The 14,528-nt window shown below is 72.1% G+C and carries 18 protein-coding genes and 1 pseudogene; 8 read left to right on the top strand and 11 right to left on the bottom strand.

Annotated elements, in window-relative coordinates; genetic code table 11:
• The gene (locus tag PVK37_RS03625) at positions 1 to 321 is read left to right on the top strand and encodes a DUF1416 domain-containing protein (RefSeq protein WP_275032272.1); all 321 of its coding nucleotides are present in this window, start codon (positions 1 to 3) and stop codon (positions 319 to 321) included.
• 137 nt (positions 322 to 458) lie between these two features.
• On the opposite strand, the gene PVK37_RS03620 is transcribed toward PVK37_RS03625, so the two are convergent.
• Both PVK37_RS03620 and PVK37_RS03615 read right to left on the bottom strand, forming a co-directional pair.
• The gene (locus tag PVK37_RS03620) at positions 459 to 722 is read right to left on the bottom strand and encodes a hypothetical protein (RefSeq protein ID WP_275032271.1); all 264 of its coding nucleotides are present in this window, start codon (positions 720 to 722) and stop codon (positions 459 to 461) included.
• Entirely contained in the window at positions 719 to 1,063 is a 345-nt protein-coding gene (locus PVK37_RS03615; RefSeq protein ID WP_275032270.1) for a DivIVA domain-containing protein, read from the bottom strand. Before PVK37_RS03615 ends, PVK37_RS03620 begins: the two co-directional genes overlap by 4 nt.
• A gap of 245 nt (positions 1,064 to 1,308) precedes the next feature.
• Between PVK37_RS03615 and PVK37_RS03610 the strand changes: the two genes are divergently transcribed.
• Positions 1,309 to 1,548 (top strand): winged helix-turn-helix domain-containing protein, encoded by a 240-nt coding sequence (locus PVK37_RS03610; RefSeq protein ID WP_275032269.1) that lies wholly within the window; start codon positions 1,309 to 1,311, stop codon positions 1,546 to 1,548.
• An 80-nt stretch (positions 1,549 to 1,628) separates the two neighbouring features.
• On the opposite strand, the gene PVK37_RS03605 is transcribed toward PVK37_RS03610, so the two are convergent.
• From PVK37_RS03605 to PVK37_RS03595, 3 genes are all read right to left on the bottom strand, one after another.
• Positions 1,629 to 3,104: an FG-GAP-like repeat-containing protein gene (locus PVK37_RS03605; RefSeq protein ID WP_275032268.1), complete on the bottom strand. Its 1,476-nt coding sequence runs from the start codon at positions 3,102 to 3,104 to the stop codon at positions 1,629 to 1,631.
• A gap of 71 nt (positions 3,105 to 3,175) precedes the next feature.
• A complete protein-coding gene (locus tag PVK37_RS03600) occupies positions 3,176 to 3,433 on the bottom strand; it encodes a hypothetical protein (RefSeq protein ID WP_275034937.1) in 258 nt (85 codons plus the stop codon).
• On the bottom strand, positions 3,433 to 3,588 hold the full coding sequence (locus PVK37_RS03595) for a hypothetical protein (protein WP_275032267.1): 156 nt from the start codon (positions 3,586 to 3,588) through the stop codon (positions 3,433 to 3,435). The genes PVK37_RS03600 and PVK37_RS03595 overlap by 1 nt, the downstream gene beginning before the upstream one ends.
• A gap of 237 nt (positions 3,589 to 3,825) precedes the next feature.
• Between PVK37_RS03595 and PVK37_RS03590 the strand changes: the two genes are divergently transcribed.
• Entirely contained in the window at positions 3,826 to 4,797 is a 972-nt protein-coding gene (locus PVK37_RS03590; protein WP_275032266.1) for a helix-turn-helix domain-containing protein, read from the top strand.
• Between the two features lie 127 nt (positions 4,798 to 4,924).
• Here PVK37_RS03590 and PVK37_RS03585 read toward each other — a convergent pair whose 3' ends face one another.
• Both PVK37_RS03585 and PVK37_RS03580 read right to left on the bottom strand, forming a co-directional pair.
• Positions 4,925 to 5,065, bottom strand: coding sequence for a hypothetical protein (locus tag PVK37_RS03585; RefSeq protein ID WP_275032265.1), 141 nt, complete (start codon positions 5,063 to 5,065; stop codon positions 4,925 to 4,927).
• Between the two features lie 4 nt (positions 5,066 to 5,069).
• Positions 5,070 to 6,455 (bottom strand): glycosyltransferase family 2 protein, encoded by a 1,386-nt coding sequence (locus tag PVK37_RS03580; protein ID WP_275032264.1) that lies wholly within the window; start codon positions 6,453 to 6,455, stop codon positions 5,070 to 5,072.
• Between the two features lie 216 nt (positions 6,456 to 6,671).
• Between PVK37_RS03580 and PVK37_RS03575 the strand changes: the two genes are divergently transcribed.
• On the top strand, positions 6,672 to 7,532 hold the full coding sequence (locus tag PVK37_RS03575; RefSeq protein WP_275032263.1) for a hypothetical protein: 861 nt from the start codon (positions 6,672 to 6,674) through the stop codon (positions 7,530 to 7,532).
• Positions 7,533 to 7,714: 182 nt separating this feature from the next.
• On the opposite strand, the gene PVK37_RS03570 is transcribed toward PVK37_RS03575, so the two are convergent.
• From PVK37_RS03570 to PVK37_RS03560, 3 genes are all read right to left on the bottom strand, one after another.
• On the bottom strand, positions 7,715 to 9,748 hold the full coding sequence (locus PVK37_RS03570; RefSeq protein WP_275032262.1) for an amylo-alpha-1,6-glucosidase: 2,034 nt from the start codon (positions 9,746 to 9,748) through the stop codon (positions 7,715 to 7,717).
• Positions 9,745 to 10,338, bottom strand: coding sequence for an SCP2 sterol-binding domain-containing protein (locus tag PVK37_RS03565; RefSeq protein WP_275032261.1), 594 nt, complete (start codon positions 10,336 to 10,338; stop codon positions 9,745 to 9,747). Before PVK37_RS03565 ends, PVK37_RS03570 begins: the two co-directional genes overlap by 4 nt.
• 73 nt (positions 10,339 to 10,411) lie before the next feature.
• On the bottom strand, positions 10,412 to 10,786 hold the full coding sequence (locus PVK37_RS03560) for a DsrE family protein (protein ID WP_275032260.1): 375 nt from the start codon (positions 10,784 to 10,786) through the stop codon (positions 10,412 to 10,414).
• 12 nt (positions 10,787 to 10,798) lie between these two features.
• Here PVK37_RS03560 and mtfM point away from each other — a divergent pair, with 12 nt between their 5' ends.
• Entirely contained in the window at positions 10,799 to 10,903 is a 105-nt protein-coding gene (gene mtfM / locus PVK37_RS03555) for a small membrane protein MtfM (RefSeq protein ID WP_267897534.1), read from the top strand.
• Positions 10,904 to 10,934: 31 nt separating this feature from the next.
• The gene (locus PVK37_RS03550; protein WP_275032258.1) at positions 10,935 to 11,534 is read left to right on the top strand and encodes a heme-binding beta-barrel domain-containing protein; all 600 of its coding nucleotides are present in this window, start codon (positions 10,935 to 10,937) and stop codon (positions 11,532 to 11,534) included.
• Between the two features lie 133 nt (positions 11,535 to 11,667).
• Here PVK37_RS03550 and PVK37_RS03545 read toward each other — a convergent pair whose 3' ends face one another.
• Positions 11,668 to 12,549 carry an aminotransferase class IV gene (locus PVK37_RS03545; protein ID WP_275032257.1) on the bottom strand — a complete coding sequence of 294 codons (882 nt, stop codon included), beginning with the start codon at positions 12,547 to 12,549 and terminating at the stop codon, positions 11,668 to 11,670.
• Between the two features lie 94 nt (positions 12,550 to 12,643).
• Here PVK37_RS03545 and PVK37_RS03540 point away from each other — a divergent pair.
• Positions 12,644 to 13,039, top strand: a pseudogene (locus PVK37_RS03540) (Fur family transcriptional regulator); the annotation flags it as partial.
• A 290-nt stretch (positions 13,040 to 13,329) separates the two neighbouring features.
• Positions 13,330 to 14,442, top strand: a complete 1,113-nt coding sequence (gene ygfZ / locus PVK37_RS03535; protein ID WP_275032256.1) for a CAF17-like 4Fe-4S cluster assembly/insertion protein YgfZ — start codon at positions 13,330 to 13,332, stop codon at positions 14,440 to 14,442.
• Positions 14,443 to 14,528 lie beyond the last annotated feature (86 nt).

Genomic DNA, 14,528 nt, shown 5'->3' with positions numbered 1-14,528 from the left:
ATGACAGCTCCCACCGCTGCCGGCTGCGCCGCGCCGGACCAGGCCGCTCCGTTGCCCGCGAGCCTGGACCTGGAGAAGGAAACCGTCATCACCGGCGTGGTCACCGCCGACTCCGGCGAGGTCGTGCCGGGCGCGTACGTCCGGCTGCTCGACTCGACCGGTGAGTTCACCGCCGAGGTGGTCACCTCGGCGGCCGGCCAGTTCCGGTTCTTCGCCGCGCCGGGAAGCTGGACGCTGCGGGCCCTGTCCCGGCACGGCAACGGCGACACCGCCGTCACCGTCACCCGGGGCATCAACGAGGTCGCCGTCACTGTCGCCTAGCTCCGCGTCCGCTGTTCGTACCGCCGTTTCGCCGATATCGGGGTGACCGCTCGACGGGTCGCCCCGATATCGGCGTCAGTGGGGTGGATCAAGGGCTGGCGCGGCCGGCCGGAGTCCCGGGAGCGTCCCCGGCGGGATCAGGTCGGCATGCGGAGCCGGTGCGTGCAGGCGTCCGCGTGGCCGGGGCGGAGCAGGCAGCGCCGGTGGTGCGGCAACCGCCGGTCGCAGAACACCGGATGCTGGGCGGTCAGGTCACCCTCGACGGAGACGGTGGTCTCGCCGGGCTGGAGCTGCGGCAGGAACCCCAACGACCGGCTGACCGCGCGGGCCAGCAACTGCGCGGCGGGCAGGTCCGCCGCCAGCACCGTCAGGTGCACGACGTACCGTCCGTCCCCGCTCACCGGTACACCCGCGGGGTGAACCGGGACTGCCAGTCCCGCAGACTCTGCTTGAGCCGGGCGTTCTCGTCGCGGGTGCGGTCGAGTTCGGCCCGCAGGGCGGCCAGGTCCCCGGCCACGCGGTGCAGGAAGGCGGTCACCTCGCCCGGGTCCAGACCCCGCCGGACCAGCGGGAACCGTCGGCCGCGCACCCGCTCCGCACACAGTGGCCGGTAGGCCGCCGACCGGTAGTACCGGCCGGTGTTGCCCGCACCGACCGGGCGTACCCGATCAGGGCGTCGATGCCGGGCGGGCACGGGGGCGGGACGGTTGCTGCGGCTCAGCCAGCGGAACGGATTGCGCACGGTCGGACCAGCCTTCCCGGAGGACCCCTGTCCGGGGTGCGTCGACGGGGTCGGGGCGGGCCGTCATGCCGGTTCGTGGCCCGCCCCGACCGGGGGATGAGCGCCGTTCGTTGCCACGCGAGGAAGCGCTCCGGGACAAACATAGGTACAGAAGGTGCGGTAGTCAACCTCCGCGTCATTAGCGACTTCATCTTGTTCGGCGCGGAAGCGGCATGGTCGAATGCAGGTGCCACGCGAGGAGAGTCATGCCTGCTTTGCCGGATTACTTCAAGATCGCCAACAAGATCATGGCGGACGTCCGCAGCGGTCGGACCAAGCCGGGCGAGAAGCTGCCGTCAATCGCTGAACTTTGTGACGAGCACAGGGTGAGCGCTTCGACCATCCGGTTGGTCTTCGTGCGCCTCGAAGCCCTGGAGGTCATCGACCGGCACCAGGGCAAGGGGGTCTTCGTCACCGACCCGGCGACCTGGCTCCGCAAGCCCTGACCGCCGTCCTGCTGATCGTCGTACCCCGCACAGCACGGTGCGCCCGGCCGTAGACCGGGCGCACCGCCTGTCGCGCTGTACTAGATCAGGGAGGTGAAGCCGCCCCAGCCGCTGCCGATCTGGCGGGAGTCGGGGCTGCTGTACGGGTCACCGTTGTCGCGTTCGATGTTGTTGGGGTACATCCAGAGGGTGCCGTCGGTCTTGCGGGTCACCAGGTCGGTGTAGCCGTCGCCGGTGACGTCCGCGCCGATGATCCGGTCGAAGCCGCCCCAGCCGCTGCCGATCTGCCGGGAGTCGGGGCTGCTGTAGGGGGTGCCGTTGTCCCGAACGATGTTGTTGGGGTACATCCAGAGGGTGCCGTCGGTCTTGCGGGTCACCAGGTCGGTGTAGCCGTCGCCGGTGACGTCCGCGCCGACGATGCGGTCGAAGCCGCCCCAGCCGCTGCCGATCTGCCGGTAGTCGCTGTAGGGGACGCCGTTGTCGCGCTTGATGTTGTTGGAGTACAGCCACAGCGTGCCGTCGGTCTTGCGGCCCACCAGGTCGGTGAAGCCGTCACCGGTCACGTCCGCGCCGACCAGCGTGTCGAAGCCGCCCCAGCCGCTGCCGATCTGGCGGGAGTCGGGGCTGCTGTAGGGGGTGCCGTTGTCGCGTTCGATGTTGTTGGGGTACAGCCAGAGCGTGCCGTCGGTCCGGCGGGCCACCAGGTCCGAGTAGCCGTCACCGGTCACGTCGGCGGTGACCACGTAGTTGACGTTGCCCCAGCCGCTGCCGATCTGCTGGTAACCGCTGTACGGAACGCCGTCGTCGCGGACGAAGTTGTTGGCGTACAGCCACATGGTGCCGTCGGGCTTGGTGCCGACGAGGTCCGAGAACGAGTCGCCCGTCACGCTGTGGCCGACCGGCCGCTGGTCGACCACCGTGCCGCTGCCGACCCCCGCCGGTGAGATGTACCCGTCGATGTCGCCGTTGGTACGCGAGTAGCTGGCCCGGCTGACCTTGCTGCTGTAGTTGTTGGAGTTGCCCTGGTTGCCGCCGATCGTGTTGACCTGGGTGCTGCTGACGCTGGTCACGATGGCCACGTGGTCGATCGGGTGGCTGTCACCGGAGTTGTGGTCCCAGTCGAAGACGATGGCGTCACCGGGCTGCGGCACGTACCCGCTGGAACGGGAGCGGTAGAGCCCACGACTGGTGCCGTAGGTCTTGAACGACTGCGCCCAGGCGTCCAGGCCGCTCGTGTCCGACACCCCGGCGGTACGCCACACCCAGCGGGCGAACTCCGCGCACCACTCGATGCCACAACTGTTGTAGTAGCCCGGACTGCATCCTGTGCCGCCGAGCTGGCCGGTGGCCACGTTGACGATCTGCTGCCGCGTGACGGCCGCGTTCGCCGGGGTCGCCGTCAGCGCGATGCCGCCCAGCATGGCGAGCACGGCGACGATGGCGGCCCAGGCGGACCGGCGAAAGCCCGCGAAGGAGCTGCCGCTGCGGGCACCCGGTACGACGTCGACAACGGAGGAGCCGTCGACCGTCACGGTGGTCTTGCGTCGATCCAGCATCTGTTTCTGTTCCTCTTCGAGAGTCGCGGTGATTCTGGGGTCGGACGATTTTGATTTCCGGTGGTGCGCTGCTAGATAATTCGCCAGCGGCGCAGGGCCGGCGTGCCGGCGATTGTCCTGTTCACGATTTGGTGCAGGGCTTTTGTGGCCTCCTCAGGGTCGTCGCCGTCGATGAAGGCCAAAATGTCGGTGCCGTACGGGCCGGCACGGACCCGGACGTGTTCGATCCCGTTCTGCGTGCCCTGGGTGTAGATCAGGTCCCGCAGGGCGGTCGGGTCGAATTCGGACGTCGAACCGAGCGGCGCGATGCGAATGTGGGCCGCCACCATCACGCCCACATCTCTGGGTGCCCCGCGTCCCCTGCGGACCAGCCGAATCCCTCGGCCAGCACCGTCAGCGCATCCGGCCCGGCGATCAGCGCCGCGGCGGCAGTCAGCACAGTGGACACCACGAGTGCCGTACGTCGAAAGAGAATCATCTGCATGAATGCACACATCCTTGGCGCGTCGAATCCGTGGATGGCGCTGAGGGGATTCTTCCGCGCTTGATGGCGGTTCCCTCGGTGCCGACTAGAGCATCGCGTGGCCGGTGTGCGTTGTCACTGGTTCCGGACTGGCATAAGACCGCCCGGCGGGATCACGCCAGCGCCGGAACGGGGGCCACCTGAATGGTCGACGTACGGCAGAATGATGACCGCTCGTCCTACTACGGGGGTGGAACGGTGTTCGACCTGATTGGCCTGTCGGCGCAGCACGAGACGATCTACCGGGTAATGCTGCAACGCCCTGACCTGAACGTCGCCGGCCTGGCGCAGCAGCTGGCCATCCCAGCCGACCAGGTGCGCGAGGCACTGGACGTGCTGGCGGATCTCGCGTTGATCAGACTGGATCCCGGCGGCGGTCCCGTCCGGGCGGTACGACCGCAGGCCGGACTGATGGCGCTGCTGGCGAAGGTGGAGGCCGAGGTGGCGGTCCGGCAGCAGCAGGTCGAGGCGACCAGGGCGGCCATCGCCGCCATCGCCACCGCGCACGACAGCCACAGCCGGGCCGTCGAAGGTCGGGCCTTCGAGGGCGTCGACAGTGTGCGGGAACGCCTGATCGAGCTGGCCCAGACCGCCCGCACCGAATGCCTCTCCTTCAGCACCGGCGGCGGGCAGCGGGCGGATGCGATGAAAGCCGAAGCGCCCCTCAACCAGCTCGCGTTGGAACGGGGCGTCCATATTCGCAACGTGTATCAGGACAGCCTGCGCAACGACCCGGCCACTCTCGCTCACGCCCGCTGGATGGCGAGTCTGGGCAGTCAGTCACGCACGACACCGACACTGCCGATGCGGATGATAATCGTCGATCGGGAAATCGCGCTCGTACCCATCGAGCCGGGTCACCCGCAGCGGGGAGCGTTGGAGTTGCAGAGCCCGGGTGTCATCGCCGGTCTCGTCGCGCTGTTCGAACAGGTCTGGAGCACCGCTACGCCCTTCGGGGAGCCGGCGAGGCCCGACGAGCAGGGTCTGACCAGACAGGAACGTGAATTGATGCGGCTGCTCGCCGCCGGTCACACCGACGAATCGGCGGCCCGCAAACTGGCGATCTCGTTGCGGAGCGTCCAGCGCATGATGACGTCTCTCACCGAGCGCCTGGGCGCGGTCAGTCGGTTCCAGGCCGGCGTCCACGCCAACCGCCGCGAGTGGGTGTGATCCCTGCGCGGCCGAGTACGCCGGGAGTGGGTGTGATCCCCGGGCGGCGAGTACGCCGGGAGTGGGTGGGGCGCGGTGGTGCCGGCCGCGCCCCACGTCTACCTCAACCCCCTCGACCCCCTCCGGGTCACTCGCCCCGGCGGCGGGCCTTGGCACCCCACTGGGCGACGGTCACCAGCAGGGCGCCGAGCCCGAGGGCGAGCGCGCCGATCAGACCGGCGGCTGCCGTCGGAGCCCCGGTGACCGGAAGATCCTGACTTGCGGACATGTGTTCACCTCCTCGGCGCGTGCGATCCGGCGGGGACGACCAGGCCGGCGGTGTCGGCGGCCGGGCGGGTGGTGGAACTGGCGGAAGAGAGGGCCACCGGGACGGGCGTGGCGGCGGGAACGGGCGGGGCGTCCGGCACCGCGACAGGCGCGGCGGCGGGAACGGGCGGGGCGTCGGGTGCGGCGGTGGCGCTGGCGTCCGGGACGGCGATGCGTTCCGGGGAGGCCCAGACGCAGCGGTCGACGGTGGGTTGGCGGATCGCCCTGACCAGGGCGTGCACGAAGATCACCCGGTAGAGCAGGTCGGCCAGGATGATGGTGGGCAGGAAGAGGACCAACCGGGGGCGGCGGAGCCGCCAGGCGGCCAGCCCGACCCACAGCCCCTGCCCGGCGAGCAGGAACAGCAGTCCGGCACCGAGCCCGGGGCCGGCGGTCGCCAGCAACCAGAGGGTGAGCGGCGCGCCCGCCACGTAGAGCACCCAGTGCAGCATCAGCAGCAGGTACGCCTGGTCGAAGCGGCTGTTGCGGCGGCCGACCCGGTGCCCGATGACGCCCTGGAAGGTGCCCCACAGCCAGCGCAGGTTCTGCCGGTACCAGTCCCGGCAGGTGGTCGGGTCCTGGAGCAGCGCGACCGCGCGCGGCGCGTACACCACCTTGCCGAGCTGCCGGCGGTGCGTCTCCAGCACCCAGTACGTGTCGTCGACGATGTACGGCGGCTGCTGCGGCAGCAGCACGTCCAGCAGCTCGGTCCGGTAGATCGAGTTCGAGCCGGAGATGCAGTTCATCACGTTGAAGTGGCTCTGCAGGCGGCGGACGACGGCCTGGTAGTTCCAGTAGCTGTAGGCGCGCTTGGCGAGCCAGGGGTTCCACCGCCGCTCGGGCGGCCACCAGGTCACGTTGTGCCCGACCACGATGGCGACCTCGGCACCCAGCTCAGCCAGCGCGGCGGTCACGAAGTCCGGTTCGACCAGCACGTCGTCGTCGAGGATCGCCACCGCCCGGTACGCCGACCCCAATCCGAAGTGGGCGTAGGCGGCGTGCAGCGCGGCCGGCTTGCCCACGTTCTGCGTCAGCTCCAGCACCTGCGCTCCGGCAGCCGACGCCACCGCGCCGGTCGCGTCGGACGATGCGTCGGACACCACGTACACCGGGACGCCGGTGGCCCGCGCGGCGGTCACCGCGCTGCCGATGGTCGCGGCGCCGTTGCGGCAGGCGATCAGGATCGCCACCTGGTCGGGACGGACCGGACGGTACTGCGGAAACCGGGGCGGGCGGCGCCGGAGCGAGGTCGCCCGGTCCGGGCGGAGGAAACCGTACACGAAGGCGGCGAACGCCAGAACCAGGACGACGGCACTGAGAGTAACCGTCGCGACCAGGAAAGCTTCCCGCATCGGTAGGACCTTTTCGCAGGTGAGAGGGGTTGCGAGGGCCGCTGCACTGCGGTGTCGCGGTAACGCTACGTGTCAACGCGACGATCGCCAAATGTCATCCCGGGGTGTGGCCGTTCGGGGGATCTCCCCGGCCCGAGTGGCCGATCACCTGCCGATCCGGGCCGTCCGGGTCGCGCCCCGCGCCGGGCGGCGAAGGCTACATGGCACCATGGCCGCGTGAGCGGTGCTGTCCAGACGGGGTACGCCCCGCCCAGTGGTCCCACCCGGCCGGAGCCCGGTTGGCCCCGCTGGCTGGTCGTCGGCACCGTGCTCTGGGCACTGGTGCTGGCCGCGTTGACCTGGCTCTCCGTCCGCGACGACGGGCCGACCGTACGCGAGCAGCGCACCCTGGCCGAAGCCGGTCCGGTGGTGGACCGGGCGATCGGCGACCTGGCCGTCGCCGCCGGCGACGACGCGCTGGTCGCACTGCTCCCGGCCACCGTCGAACGCGGCTGCCGGGTCACCCCGTTCGCCGACGGGGCGACCCTGGAGCGGGCACTGACCGTCCGGGTCGCCGGGGCGGAGCCGCGTACCGTGCTCGACCGCATCGCCGACGCGCTGCCCGCGCGGTACGCCGCCGGGGTGGTGCTCAGCCGGGAGGGGGCCCGGCTGCGGGCCGACGCCGGTGACTTCGTCACCGTGCGCGGCCGGCAGACCGAGAACGGCGCGCTACTGCTGACCGCCGACACGGGCTGCCGGCCGCTCGGTTCCGGATCCGCCCCGACCCCGGTCACCGGCGCGGACGCCGAGGCCGGCGCGGCCGACGCGGCGCTGCGGGCGTTGGGCCGCCCGGCCGCCGGGGAACCGGACCTGGTGGCCGCGCCCTGCCCCGGTGGCGGCGTACTGCGCACCGCGCGGGCCACCGCCGGCCCCGGAACGAACCCGCCGTCGCCGGCAGCCGTGCTCGCCCCGCTGGCCGCCGGCCCCGCCCTGGTCGACACCCCCGAGTGGTACGCCTACCGGGCCGGCCCGGTAGGCGTGCAGGTCGACCTGACCGCCGATCCGCCGACCGTCACCGCCACCACCACCTGCCGCTGACCCCCACGCACCCCCGGCGTGCCGGCCTGCCTGCTGATCCGCCGGTCTGCCGCCGTCCCGCCGGTCTGCCGCCGTCCCGCCGGTCTGGTGTCGGCCGCCGTCTCCCCGCCTGCTGGCCCGCCGGCCGTCATCGTCGGCCGGCACTGGCCCGTCGGCTGCCTGCGGCCGGCGCAGCCGCCCGGTCAGAGATTGCGGCTACGGCCCAGCGCGTCCACCCGGCCCCAGCGGCCGGGAATGTCCAGCAGCTCGATCCGGCCCATCCCGGCCGGCACCGCCGGGTCGATGATCAGGTGCTCGCCCTGCGGCTCCAGCCCGAGCAGCACCCGGAGCACCAGCAGCGGCGTCCCCGCCGACCAGGCCTGCGGGGTACACGCGGTCGGGTACTCGACCGGGTAGTCGGTCAGGTCCCGGTCGTAGCCGGCGAACGCCTCCGGCAGCCGCCCCCGGAAGAACCTGGTCGCGTCACACATCGCCTGGCAGATCCGGCCGGCCTCCTCCCGGAAGCCGTACCGCCACAGCCCCCAGGCGATGAACGCGTTGTCGAACGGCCAGACCGTGCCCACGTGGTACCCGATCGGGTTGTACCGGCCCTGGTCGGTGGCGAGGGTACGCACCCCCCAACCGGAGAACAGCCGCGGGCCGAGCAGATGCCGGGCCACCGCCGCCGCCTTCGACTCGTCCACGATGCCGCTCCACAGCAGGTGCCCCATGTTGGAGGCGAGCGCGTCGACGTGCCGGCCCTCGGCGTCCAGGGCGAGCGCGTAGTACTCCCGGTCGGCGATCCAGAAGTCGCGGTTGAACCGTTCCTTCAACGCGGCGGCCTCGTGTTCCAACCGGTCGGCGTAGGTCGGGTCGTTCCAGAAGGTCCGGGCCAGCCGGGCGGCGCGCACCTTCGCGTCGTACGCGTACCCCTGGAGCTCACAGGTGGCGCGGGGAAAGCCGGGCAGCCGGCCGTCGGCGTACGAGATGGCGTCCCAGGAGTCCTTCCAGCACTGGTTCTGCAGGCCGGTCGCCGGATTGCGGGTCTCGTACCAGACGTAGCCGTTGCCGAGCAGGTCCCCGTACGTGTCGAGCCACTCCAGCGCGGCCCGTACCGGGAACTCCAGCCGCCGGACGAGGCCGCTGTCGCCGGTCCAGCGTTCGTACTCGTCGAGCAGGATCACGAACAGCGCGGTCGAGTCGGCGGCCCCGTAGTAGGGGGAGTGCGGCTGTTCCTCGAAGCCGGCCGTCTCGCCGTACCGCAGCTCGTGCAGGATCTTGCCCGGTTCCTCGTCCCGGAAGTCGTCGAGCCGGGTGCCCTGCAACCCGGCGAGAATCGAGATCGTCGGGGACACCAGCTCCGGCAGGAACGGCAGCACCTGGAGGCTGGTGAACATGCTGTCCCGGCCGAACAGGGTCATGAACCAGGGCAGCCCGGCGGCGAGCAGCCGGACCCCCAGCGCGATCGACTCGTAGCGCAGGGAGGCCAGGTCGCTGAGGCTGCGCCGGTACGCGGTGCCGAGCGGTTGGCAGTCACAGCCCAGCGACGGCGCGCGGGCGAGCAGGTCCTGCTGTTCCTGCTCGATGGCGGCGGCGGTACGCCCCCCGCCGAGCGGAAGGGTGGCCCGGACGTCCTCGCCCCGTGCGCCGTAGATGACGGTCACCACGGTCAGCCGGGTGGTCCACTCGCCGTGCGGCGGCACCCGGATGGTGAAGGTGATCCCCCGCTCGTCGATCTGTCCCGGGGCGCTGGTCGAGATCACCGTCTCCCGGCGGAACTGGTCCCGGTGGTACGTCAACCGGAGCTGGCCGGGCGCGACGGACGCCGCCACCCGGCCCTGCCGCAGCTGGACGTCCTTGATCTCGAACAGGTCCGCGAAGTCCGAGCCGGTGTCGAGGCGGAGGGTGAACTCCTGCTCCCGCCCAGCGTGGTTGATCACGGTCAGCTCCTCGTCGAGGCTGCCGCCGATGGTCCGGCTGCGGATCACCGAGGCCCGCGCGTCCTGGTAGTGCGTGGGCTGAATGGGCACGAGGAAGAAGCGGACCTGGTGGGACTCGGCCTGGTCGACGGAGAGGGAGTGCAGCCGTTCCCCGTCCAGGGTCAGCAGCCAGGTGGCGAGGAACCGGGTGTCGAAGGAGAACAGCCCGGTCGGGGAGTCCCTGGCGGGCTCGATGTCGCCCCGCCGGTCACTGACCAGGAACGTGTTGCCGTCGAGGATGCTGACCAGCTGTTTCATTCGGGCCGTCCGCTCTGCGGCCGGATCCGTGGGCCCCCGCGTTCCCGGGCGGTCTCGCGTGGGTCACGGGTGCCGGGCGGATCGGGGAAGAACCGCCGGAAGACCAGGAAGAGCAGGACGTTGCCGCTGAAGGTGGTCTCGTTGCGCAGCATCGCGGCGATGGCCTGCGCCTCCCCGGTGACCAGCCGGTCGAACAGGTCGGGGCTGCTGTACATGACCGCGTCGGCGGGGCGCGGGTCGTGGCTGACCCGGGCCGCCCCGGTGCGCAGCTCGACGTACCACTGCTCGCTGCGCCCGGTCCCGTCGGAGCGCTCGCCGCCGGCGGTGCCCGCGCTGCCTTCGGTGCCCGCGCTGTCTTCGGTGCCCGCGCTGCCTTCGGTCCTGGCGGTGCGCCCGGTGCCGCTGGGGCGCTCGACGCCCTCGGCGCGTTCGACGCTGGCGGTGCCTTCGGTGTCCTCGGTGTGGCCGGTGCTGGCGGTGTGCCCGGTGTCGGTCAGGCTGATCTGGATGGTGCCGGCGATCGGCTCCCGCAGCACGGCCGGGGCGCGCGACGGTAGGGCCTCGAAGAATCGCTCGGTCGCCTCGCCCACATCCGAATGGTAGGCACCTGCCGGACAAATAGGGACAAGATCGGCGTCCGGGCCGGTAGACCAGAGGCTCGGGTCAGTAGACCAGCGCCTGGGCCCCCTCGGCCATCGCCTCCTCGACGAACACCGCCGCCCCGGCGATCCGGACGCCCGGCAGCACGTCCCCCGGGCCGATGTCCCGCCGGGCCGCGCACTGGGTGCAGGCGGTGACCGTACCGGTGGTCAGGATCACGTGCAGCAACTCGGCCAGCGGAGCGGAGTGCGGCAGCGCGAACTCCTGCGCCCGGCCGGGCAGCGCGAACCAGGTCGACTCGCCGGTGAGCCAGAGCGAGACGTCCACCCCGGCGGCGGCGGCCGTGGCGGCGACGGTGAACGCCTGCGCGCACCGCTCCGGGGCGTCCGCGCCTGCGGTCGCCTTGACGACGAGAGTACGTGCCATGGTCGCCAGCATAGGATGACCGCGATGGTTACCGAGATCGGGTTCGTCAGCCTGCTGGTCGCTGGCCTCGGCGCGCTCGCCGGTGGCCTGGTCTACCTTGCCGTACGCATCTCGAGAGGTCGTTGGTGAACTGCGTGAGCGCGCGAACGAGGACGAACCGGTGAGCGACAGCGACAACCCCCTGGCGCCGCCGCCGTGGCTGAACGCGCCGCCGGTCGACCCCTACCCGTACGAGGAGAGCCACGACCTGCGGGTCGGGCCGAAGCTGCACCCCGCCCTGGACGGGCTGCTGCCGTACGTCGGGGTGTGGCGCGGGCGGGGCCGGGGCGGTTTCCCCACCATCGAGGACTTCGACTTCGCCCAGGAGATCCGGATCAGCCACGACGGGCGACCGTTCCTGAGCTACGAGTCCCGGGCCTGGATCCTGGACGACGAGAGCCGCCCGGTCCGCCCCGCCGGTCGTGAGGTCGGCTGGTGGCGTCCGGTGCTCGACGACGCCGGCCGGGCCACCGACGAGCTGGAGGCCCTGCTCACCGTCCCCACCGGGGTGATGGAGCTGCACATCGGCAAGCGCACCGGCACGCAGTTGGAGTTCGTCACCGACGCGGTGGTGCGGACCTCCACCGCCAAGGAGGTGACCGCCGGCCACCGGCTGTTCGGCATCGTCGAGGGCGCCCTGCTGTACGCGCAGGACATGGCCGCCGTCGGACACCCGCTCTCCCCCCACCTGTCCGCCCGCCTAACCCGCATAGCCGGCTAACCCCCTCCCCCTCCCCGCACCCTTCCCCTCCCGGGTTCTCGCCCCGTTGATCATGAAGTTGTTGTCGTCCGCTCGGCGTGTCGCGGCAACTAACTTCATGATCAACGCGACGGGACGGGGGTGGGGGCGAGGGTCAGGGTGGGGGGTGGAGGAGGGTTTGTAGGCGGGTGGTGTGGGGGGAGGGGAACGGGGTGGTCCGGTGCAGCGGGGTGCCGTCCAGGGTGTGGATCTCGGCGACGCCCCGCAGCGAGGACGTGAGCCAGGCACCGTCGGCTCCCCGGAGGTCACCGGGGGAGATCATCCGTTCCGCCGCGGTGAAGCCCAGTCGGGTGGCGTTCGCCAGCAGCCAGGCGACGGTGACCCCGGGCAGGACGCCGGTCCGGGCGGCGGGCACCGTACAGAGGGTGTCGCCCTCCAGCCAGAGCAGGTTGGCGGTCGGCCCCTCCAGGGCGTACCCGTCGGTGGAGACCCAGAGCACGTCGTCCACCCCGTGCCGGGCCGCCCAGCGCCGCGCGGCGCTGCTCAAGGCGTACGACGTGGACTTGCACCCCAGCGGTAGCCAGCCCAGCCCGGGGCGGCCGTCCGCGGCGACCCCCAGCGGCAGGGTCGCCACGCCGATGCCGGTACGCCGGGCTTCCCGGGTGGCCGGCGGTACCTCACCCAGCGTGGCGTAGACCGTCGGTGGGCCGCCGCCCTCCGGTCCCCGGGTACAGACCAGCCGGAGCGCCCCCTCGACACCGGTCGGCCATCCCGCGCAGACCGTCTCCACCAGGTCGGTCAGCGCCGCGACCGGCGGCACCGGCAGCTCCAACAGGGCCGCTCCCCGGGCCAGCCGGGTGAGGTGTTCACCCACCAGCCACGGTCGCCCGTGGCGTACGTGCATGGTCTCGAAGAGCCCGTCGCCGTGCAGCACCCCGAGATCGTCCCCCCGGAGCACCGGTGTCCCGGCCGGGACGAGGCCCCGGCCCAGTACCGCCACCCGGCCCGGCTCCGTCGTCCGCTTCGGTTCGGTCACGAATGCCGAGCGTAGTGGCGTACGGTCGCGTGCGGCCGGACCCACGCGGAGGCCGAACTATGATCGGACGGTGTCCGAACCCTCCCTCGCCGAGATGCTGCGTTCCCGTGGGCTGCGGCTGACGCCGCAGCGCCAGTTGGTCCTCCAGGCGGTGCTGGACCTGGGGCACGCCACACCGGAGCAGGTGCACACGGCCGTCCGGGAGGTGGCCGCCGGGGTCAACATCACCACCATTTACCGCACGCTGGAACTGCTGGAGAAGATCGGGCTGGTCAAGCACACCCATCTCTCGCACGGCTCGCCCACCTACCACGCCGCCGGCGAGCACCAGCACATCCATCTGGTCTGCCGGGAGTGCGGCGCGATCGACGAGGTGGAGCCGGAACTGCTGCGTCCGGTCGCCGACCGGCTGGTCGGGGAGCGTGGGTTCCGGGCCGACATCGGGCACGTCGCCCTCTTCGGTGTCTGCGGCAACTGTGGCAGCGGCGAGGTCTCGACCGGGGCTGGAGGTACGACCGGGGCCGCGAGCACGACCGGGGCCGCGAGCACGACCGGGGCCGGAGGGGCTGCCGGCGGCGGGAGCAGGGCTGAGGGCGGGAGCACGGCCGGGGCCGGCGGAACGGTCCGGGGCGGGAGCAGGGCTGAGGGCGGAACCGCGGCCGGGGGTGGAACCTCGGCCGGGGGCGGGAGCACGGTCGGTGGTCGAGGCAGGGCCGGGGCCGGAAGCAGGCCCGGTGGCGGTGTCGCCGCCGGGGGCGGAGTCGGGGACGGGGAGCAGGCATGATCGAGATCGAGGGTGCGGTGTCCGTCGAGCGGATCGACGAGGAGACCCGCGACCAGCCCGAGCCGGCCCACCGGGCCGCCGGGGTACGCGGGGTGGCCGCCCACTACGGCGACCCGCTGCGTGAGCAGCGGATCCTTGCCACCGAGGTCGGACTGGTCGACCGCTCGCACCGGGGCGTCGTGGCCGTCCCCGGCGAGGAGCGGGCGAGTTGGCTGCACACCCTGACCACGCAGCACCTGGCCGACCTGACCGCCGGCGAGGGCACCGAACTGCTGGTGCTCTCCCCGCACGGACACGTCGAGCAGCACGCGATGGTGACCGAGGACGGCACCACCACCTGGCTGGACACCGAGCCCGGGGCCACCGGCGGTCTGCTGTCCTACCTGGAGCGGATGCGGTTCTTCAGCAAGGTGGAGCCCCGGGACGCCACCACCGAGCAGGCGGTGCTCTCCCTGGTCGGCCCGCGCGCCGACGAGGCGCTCGGCACGCTCGGCGTCACCGGGCTGGCCGTGCCGGACGCCGTCGCGGTGCCCGGCCCGAAGTTCCCCGCCGGCACCGTGCCGCCCCGCCCCACCGTCCGGTACGACGTCCGCCTGCTGCCCGACGGTGGCTGGGCGCGCCGTGGCCCTCTCGGGGTGGACCTGCTGGTCCCCCGGGAGTCCATGGCCGACGTGATCGCCAGGTTGCGGGGGGCCGGCGTGCCGGTGGCCGGGCTGTGGGCGTACGAGGCGCTGCGGGTGGCCGCCCGGCGGGCCCGGGTCGGGGTGGACACCGACCACCGGACCATCCCCGCCGAGGTGGACCTGATCGCCCCGGCGGTGCACCTGGCCAAGGGCTGCTACCGGGGTCAGGAGACGGTGGCCCGGGTGCACAACCTGGGGCGTCCGCCGCGTCGGTTGGTCCTGCTGCACCTGGACGGGGTGACCACCGACCGGCTGCCGGCCGCCGGTACGCCGGTCACCCAGGACGGGCGCGCGGTCGGCTTCCTCGGTACCGCCGTGCAGCACTGGGAGCTGGGGCAGATCGCCCTGGCCGTGGTGAAGCGGAACGTCCCCGACGACGCCGGACTGCTGGTGGGCGAGACCGCCGCCGCGATCGACCCGTCCTGAATCACCGGGTTGCTGGCGGGCGGGAGCACCGCCACGCCCGGCCCGTAACCGTGGGTGGGAGCGCCGCCGCGACCGGCCCATCCTGA

It is taken from the genome of Micromonospora cathayae (assembly GCF_028993575.1).
GTDB classification, from domain to species: domain Bacteria; phylum Actinomycetota; class Actinomycetes; order Mycobacteriales; family Micromonosporaceae; genus Micromonospora; species Micromonospora cathayae.
Note: the sequence above shows the minus strand (reverse complement) of the source record. Positions and strands in the feature narration are given on the sequence as shown.

What these genes read in the sequence shown, in the direction of transcription:
- PVK37_RS03625 (WP_275032272.1), top strand. Translation starts at nt 1, where the DNA reads ATGACAGCTCCCACCGCTGCCGGCTGCGCCGCGCCGGACCAGGCCGCT.
- PVK37_RS03610 (WP_275032269.1), top strand. Translation starts at nt 1,309, where the DNA reads ATGCCTGCTTTGCCGGATTACTTCAAGATCGCCAACAAGATCATGGCG.
- PVK37_RS03605 (WP_275032268.1), bottom strand. Translation starts at nt 3,104, where the DNA reads ATGCTGGATCGACGCAAGACCACCGTGACGGTCGACGGCTCCTCCGTT.
- PVK37_RS03600 (WP_275034937.1), bottom strand. Translation starts at nt 3,433, where the DNA reads ATGGTGGCGGCCCACATTCGCATCGCGCCGCTCGGTTCGACGTCCGAA.
- PVK37_RS03595 (WP_275032267.1), bottom strand. Translation starts at nt 3,588, where the DNA reads ATGCAGATGATTCTCTTTCGACGTACGGCACTCGTGGTGTCCACTGTG.
- PVK37_RS03585 (WP_275032265.1), bottom strand. Translation starts at nt 5,065, where the DNA reads ATGTCCGCAAGTCAGGATCTTCCGGTCACCGGGGCTCCGACGGCAGCC.
- PVK37_RS03580 (WP_275032264.1), bottom strand. Translation starts at nt 6,455, where the DNA reads ATGCGGGAAGCTTTCCTGGTCGCGACGGTTACTCTCAGTGCCGTCGTC.
- PVK37_RS03570 (WP_275032262.1), bottom strand. Translation starts at nt 9,748, where the DNA reads ATGAAACAGCTGGTCAGCATCCTCGACGGCAACACGTTCCTGGTCAGT.
- PVK37_RS03560 (WP_275032260.1), bottom strand. Translation starts at nt 10,786, where the DNA reads ATGCTGGCGACCATGGCACGTACTCTCGTCGTCAAGGCGACCGCAGGC.
- mtfM (WP_267897534.1), top strand. Translation starts at nt 10,799, where the DNA reads ATGGTTACCGAGATCGGGTTCGTCAGCCTGCTGGTCGCTGGCCTCGGC.
- ygfZ (WP_275032256.1), top strand. Translation starts at nt 13,330, where the DNA reads ATGATCGAGATCGAGGGTGCGGTGTCCGTCGAGCGGATCGACGAGGAG.